Consider the following 5,373-nt stretch of genomic DNA (forward strand, 5'->3'; position numbering starts at 1 on the left):
ATTAAGTGAAGTAACGAGCGATGGAAAATAGTGAAGTTCAGGCCGTGCTAATGCAGGCGCTGGCATTAGAAGAAGTACACGTACTCAGCAACGATGGCAGCCATTTTCAGGTCATCGCGGTGGGCGAAATGTTCGGCGAACTGAGCCGCGTGAAGAAGCAGCAGGCTGTGTACGCGCCGCTGATGGAATATATTGCGGATAACCGTATTCATGCGGTTTCCATCAAAACTTATACCCCAGCCGAGTGGGCGCGCGACCGTAAACTCAACGGTTTCTGAGTGCCTCACCGGTTGTTTTATTGATAGATAATTGAGAGCCGTGTTAATGGACAAATTTCGTGTGCAAGGCCCCACTCGTTTAAGTGGTGAAGTGACCATTTCCGGGGCGAAGAATGCTGCGTTGCCGATTCTGTTTGCTGCGCTGCTGGCTGAAGAGCCGGTAGAGATTCAGAACGTGCCGAAGCTGCGTGATATCGATACCACCATGAAGCTGCTGAATCTGCTGGGTGCGCGCGTTGAGCGCAATGGTTCGGTCCACGTTGATGCTCGCGAAGTTAATGTTTTCAGTGCGCCTTACGATTTAGTGAAAACCATGCGTGCTTCGATCTGGGCGCTGGGTCCGCTGGTGGCGCGTTTTGGTCAGGGCCAGGTTTCACTGCCGGGCGGTTGCGCTATCGGTGCGCGTCCGGTCGATCTGCACATTACTGGCCTGGAACAGCTGGGTGCGGAAATTAAGCTGGAAGAAGGCTACGTTAAAGCTTCTGTCAATGGCCGCCTGAAAGGCGCGCACATCGTGATGGATAAAGTGTCTGTTGGCGCTACCGTCACCATCATGAGCGCGGCTACGCTGGCTACCGGCATCACCATTATTGAGAACGCCGCGCGTGAGCCGGAGATTGTCGATACGGCAAACTTCCTCAACACGCTGGGCGCGAAAATCACGGGCGCGGGCACAGACAAAATCACCATCGAAGGTGTTGAGCGTCTGGGCGGCGGCGTTTATCGCGTTCTGCCAGATCGTATCGAAACCGGTACTTTCCTGGTCGCAGCAGCGATTTCACGTGGCAAAGTTGTTTGCCACAATACCAAGCCAGATACGCTGGATGCGGTGTTGTCTAAATTGCGTGAGGCTGGTGCAGAGATCGAAGTGGGCGAAGATTGGATCAGCCTGGATATGCACGGCAAGCGTCCAAAAGCGGTGAATATCCGCACGGCGCCGCATCCTGGCTTCCCAACTGACATGCAGGCGCAGTTCACGCTGCTCAACCTGGTGGCAGAAGGCACCGGTGTGATTACCGAAACCATCTTCGAAAACCGCTTCATGCATATCCCTGAACTGATTCGTATGGGCGCGCATGCGGAAATCGAAAGCAACACTGCGATTTGTCATGGCGTTGAAACCTTGTCGGGTGCGCAGGTGATGGCTACCGATCTGCGTGCATCAGCAAGCCTGGTGCTGGCGGGTTGTATTGCTGAAGGCACCACGTTAGTCGATCGTATCTATCACATCGACCGTGGCTATGAGCACATCGAAGATAAATTGAAAGCGATGGGTGCAAATATCGAGCGCGTAAGCGGCGAATAATTCTGCCTTTGCGCATTAAAAAACCAGTCACGGTAACGCGGCTGGTTTTTTTTCATCTGCAGTATGGTCAGATCTTTTTACGATCCTTGGGTGATCGTATGCGCTTTTTGCGATCCTTCAGCAGGCCGGTAAAAGGATCATAATATCGGCTCGGCCAGATCTCTGCCGGATGAACCTTGATTGCATTGGCGATTAGCCACTCGCCTTTCGGCCAGGGACGCGATAGCGCATTGGCCAATGTTGACGAGCTAAGCCCTGATTCACGTGACAGCGCTGCCAGTGATGTGCCTTTCTTACGTAATGCAGCAATGATATCTGCCGGGTGCCAATCCACTTTCCTTGGGTACATAACTTTCTTCTCCGTGTCCGTGTTATTACTTCATCTCCGCTGAAAAAGCTTTCCCGTTGCAGAGATATCTGGAAAAAACCCGCATTTTTATAGCAAATGTTTCCAGTTAATTTCCAGTAAATGTTTGAACGGCGCACGAAACTGCGTCGCTTTTCGCAAAAGCAATGCAAGAGATGTAAGTGAAAGGGGAGAAGAGTGAGGAAGGAAACGGGACCAATGCAGGCCCCGTTAAAATCAGAAGTCGCGTTGTACTGACATGTGCGCCAGCGCTTCAAGTGCGCTGCGCCACGGGCTTTCAGGTAATACTTGCAGTGCTGAAATAGCTTTATCCGCCTCTTCTTCAGCACGTTTGCGCGTCCATTCCAGCGAGCCAGTTTGTTGCATTGCAGCCAGCACCGGTTCCAGCAGGTGACGACCGTTACCTTCTTCAATGGCTTTACGGATCATCTGCGCCTGTTCAGGCGTTCCGTTGTGCATCGCGTGCAGCAGCGGTAGCGTCGGTTTGCCTTCGCTCAGGTCATCACCGGTATTTTTACCCAGAGTTTCGCCATCCGCGCTGTAATCCAGCAAATCATCAATTAACTGGAAAGCGGTGCCAAGATAGCGGCCATAATCCTGCAGCGCTTTTTCCTGCGCTGGCGACGCATCAGCTAAAATCGCCGATGCTTGCGAAGCTGCTTCGAACAGGCGGGCGGTTTTGCTGTAGATCACCCGCATGTAGCTCTCTTCAGTGATGTCGGGATCGTTGCAGTTCATTAACTGCAGCACTTCCCCTTCGGCGATCACGTTGACCGCTTCGGACATCAGCGCCAGGATCTTCAAGGATCCCATGCTGGTCATCATCTGGAATGAGCGCGTATAGATAAAATCGCCCACCAGCACGCTAGCCGCATTACCAAACGCGGCGTTCGCGGTGGCTTTGCCACGGCGCATATCGGATTCATCCACCACATCATCGTGCAGCAGCGTCGCCGTATGGATAAATTCGATCAGCGCCGCATTGGTGATGTGCAACGATCCCTGATAATTCAGCGCGCGTGCCGACAGCACAGCGATCATCGGACGGATGCGTTTGCCCCCGCCGCTGATGATGTAATAGCCCAACTGGTTAATCAGTGAGACTTCTGAATTCAGCTGCTCGAGGATGGTCTGGTTGACGGCCGCCATGTCCTGCGCGGTTAATTCATTAATCTGTTCTAAGTTCATTCGTCTTTTCAGCTTTACTCGTTTTTTGCATGGTAAGCGCTTTAAACAGCGTGAGTTCAGGTAATCTGTTACTGATTGTACTTGAAAAATCGGGTTGCGAAACGTTTGCATTCGCCTTGCGCTTTTTTTCTGCAAGAGAGTGCAAAGTGCTCTTGTCTTCTGCTGGAGTATTGCGTAGAATTCGCGCCCTATTGTGAATATTTATCGCGCCGCCTGATGAACAAGAAAGGCACGCGCAGAAGCGGAGTTTTATATGTACGCGGTTTTCCAAAGTGGTGGTAAACAACACCGAGTAAGCGAAGGTCAGACCGTTCGCCTGGAAAAGCTGGACATCGCAACCGGTGAAACCATTGAGTTTGACCAGGTTCTGATGATCGCAAATGGCGAAGACGTGAAAATCGGCGCGCCACTGGTTTCAGGCGGTGTGATCAAGGCAGAAGTTGTGGCTCACGGTCGTGGCGAGAAAATTAAAATCGTTAAGTTTCGTCGTCGTAAACACTACCGTAAGCAAGCTGGTCACCGTCAGTGGTTCACAGATGTGAAAATCACTGTGATCGGCGCGTAAGAGGAGATCTGACAAATGGCACATAAGAAGGCTGGTGGCTCGACCCGTAACGGTCGCGACTCCAACGCAAAACGTCTGGGTGTAAAACGTTTCGGTGGCGAATCTGTTCTGGCAGGTAGCATCATCGTTCGTCAGCGTGGCACCAAATTCCACGCAGGTAGCAACGTAGGTTGTGGTCGTGACCACACCCTGTTTGCCACCGCAGACGGCAAAGTAAAATTCGAGATTAAAGGCCCGAACAACCGTAAATATATCAGCATCGTTGCTGAGTAAGGTTGTCGTGCTGCAGACGTCTAACGTCTGAATACACGAATGAAAGGCCCCGCAGCTCTGCGGGGCTTTTTACATTCTGCTACTGAGCTTGCTGGATAACAGTTACGCTTTAGCACAGTTGTTGTACAATTTATGTACTCCTGGCTTTGCCAATCTTGTATTATCCGCCGTCGGTCAGCGCAGAAGACCCTGGCGGACCCGTTTGCGGCCTGCAAGCTGCCGTGAACGACAGCGTGACGGAGAAATAAAATGAAGTTTGTAGATGAAGCGACGATCCTTGCGGTCGCGGGTGATGGCGGCAACGGTTGCGTAAGCTTCCGCCGTGAAAAATATATTCCAAGAGGCGGCCCTGATGGCGGCGACGGCGGCGACGGCGGCGACGTGTATCTGTTGGCGGATGAAAACCTCAACACCCTGATCGATTATCGCTTTGAAAAGTCTTTCCGTGCCGAACGTGGCCAGAATGGCCAAAGCCGTGATTGCACCGGTAAACGTGGTAAAGACATCATCGTTAAAGTGCCAGTTGGTACCCGCGTAATTGATCAGGGTACAGGCGAAACGCTGGGCGACATGACGCGTCATGAGCAGAAGCTGATGGTGGCGAAGGGCGGCTGGCATGGCCTTGGCAACACGCGCTTTAAATCCTCGGTTAACCGTTCCCCGCGCCAAAAAACCATGGGAACACCAGGCGAGAAGCGTGACTTGCAACTTGAACTGATGCTGCTGGCTGACGTTGGTATGCTGGGTCTGCCGAATGCCGGTAAATCGACCTTTATTCGCTCTGTTTCCGCAGCCAAACCAAAAGTCGCGGATTATCCGTTTACTACGCTGGTGCCAAGCCTTGGCGTAGTGCGTATGGACAACGAAAAGAGTTTTGTTGTCGCTGATATTCCTGGCCTGATTGAAGGCGCAGCGGATGGCGCAGGTCTGGGTATTCGCTTCCTGAAGCACCTTGAGCGCTGCCGCGTGCTGTTGCACCTGATCGATCTTGCCCCTATCGATGAATCTGATCCGGTAGAAAATGCCCGCATCATTCTCGGCGAGTTGGAGAAGTACAGCGATAAACTGTTCCAGAAGCCGCGTTGGTTAGTGTTCAACAAATGTGACCTGCTGAGCCGCGAAGAAGCGGAAAGCCGTGCCAAAGCGGTAGTGGAAGCATTAGGCTGGGAAGAAAAATATTACCTAATCTCTGCGGCTAGCCATGATGGCGTGAAAGATCTTTGCTGGGATGTGATGAGCTTTATCATCGAAAATCCAAAAGAAGCCGAAGAAGAAGCTAAAGAGCCAGAGAAAGTGGCCTTCATGTGGGATGATTATCACCGTGAAGCCATGGAAACGGCGCAGGAAGTGGAAGAAGACGACGATTGGGATGACGATTGGGACGAAGAAGACGAAG

At 52.1% G+C, this 5,373-nt stretch carries 7 protein-coding genes; 5 read left to right on the plus strand and 2 right to left on the minus strand.

Translation table 11 applies throughout. The features are described 5' to 3' along the window. Positions 1 to 20: 20 nt before the first annotated feature. Together ibaG and murA are read left to right on the plus strand one after the other, a co-directional pair. Complete coding sequence (ibaG, locus tag RTY00_RS01165) at positions 21 to 278, plus strand: BolA family iron metabolism protein IbaG (RefSeq protein WP_008104351.1); 258 nt, start codon at positions 21 to 23, stop codon at positions 276 to 278. 46 nt (positions 279 to 324) lie between these two features. Continuing rightward, complete coding sequence (murA, locus tag RTY00_RS01170) at positions 325 to 1,584, plus strand: UDP-N-acetylglucosamine 1-carboxyvinyltransferase (RefSeq protein WP_008104349.1); 1,260 nt, start codon at positions 325 to 327, stop codon at positions 1,582 to 1,584. A gap of 67 nt (positions 1,585 to 1,651) precedes the next feature. On the opposite strand, the gene RTY00_RS01175 is transcribed toward murA, so the two are convergent. Next, a complete protein-coding gene (locus tag RTY00_RS01175) occupies positions 1,652 to 1,933 on the minus strand; it encodes a helix-turn-helix domain-containing protein (RefSeq protein ID WP_008104347.1) in 282 nt (93 codons plus the stop codon). 234 nt (positions 1,934 to 2,167) lie between these two features. After that, positions 2,168 to 3,139: an octaprenyl diphosphate synthase gene (gene ispB, locus RTY00_RS01180; protein ID WP_008104346.1), complete on the minus strand. Its 972-nt coding sequence runs from the start codon at positions 3,137 to 3,139 to the stop codon at positions 2,168 to 2,170. A 253-nt stretch (positions 3,140 to 3,392) separates the two neighbouring features. Between ispB and rplU the strand changes: the two genes are divergently transcribed. From rplU to cgtA, 3 genes are all read left to right on the plus strand, one after another. After that, a complete protein-coding gene (rplU, locus tag RTY00_RS01185; RefSeq protein ID WP_007886644.1) occupies positions 3,393 to 3,704 on the plus strand; it encodes a 50S ribosomal protein L21 in 312 nt (103 codons plus the stop codon). Positions 3,705 to 3,719: 15 nt separating this feature from the next. Beyond that, positions 3,720 to 3,977: a 50S ribosomal protein L27 gene (rpmA, locus tag RTY00_RS01190; protein WP_007886647.1), complete on the plus strand. Its 258-nt coding sequence runs from the start codon at positions 3,720 to 3,722 to the stop codon at positions 3,975 to 3,977. A gap of 249 nt (positions 3,978 to 4,226) precedes the next feature. Further along, a partial coding sequence (gene cgtA / locus RTY00_RS01195; RefSeq protein ID WP_312663150.1) for an Obg family GTPase CgtA occupies positions 4,227 to 5,373 on the plus strand: 1,147 nt, incomplete at its 3' end.

This window comes from Pantoea sp. CTOTU49201, assembly GCF_032054795.1.
Classification (GTDB): domain Bacteria; phylum Pseudomonadota; class Gammaproteobacteria; order Enterobacterales; family Enterobacteriaceae; genus Pantoea; species Pantoea symbiotica.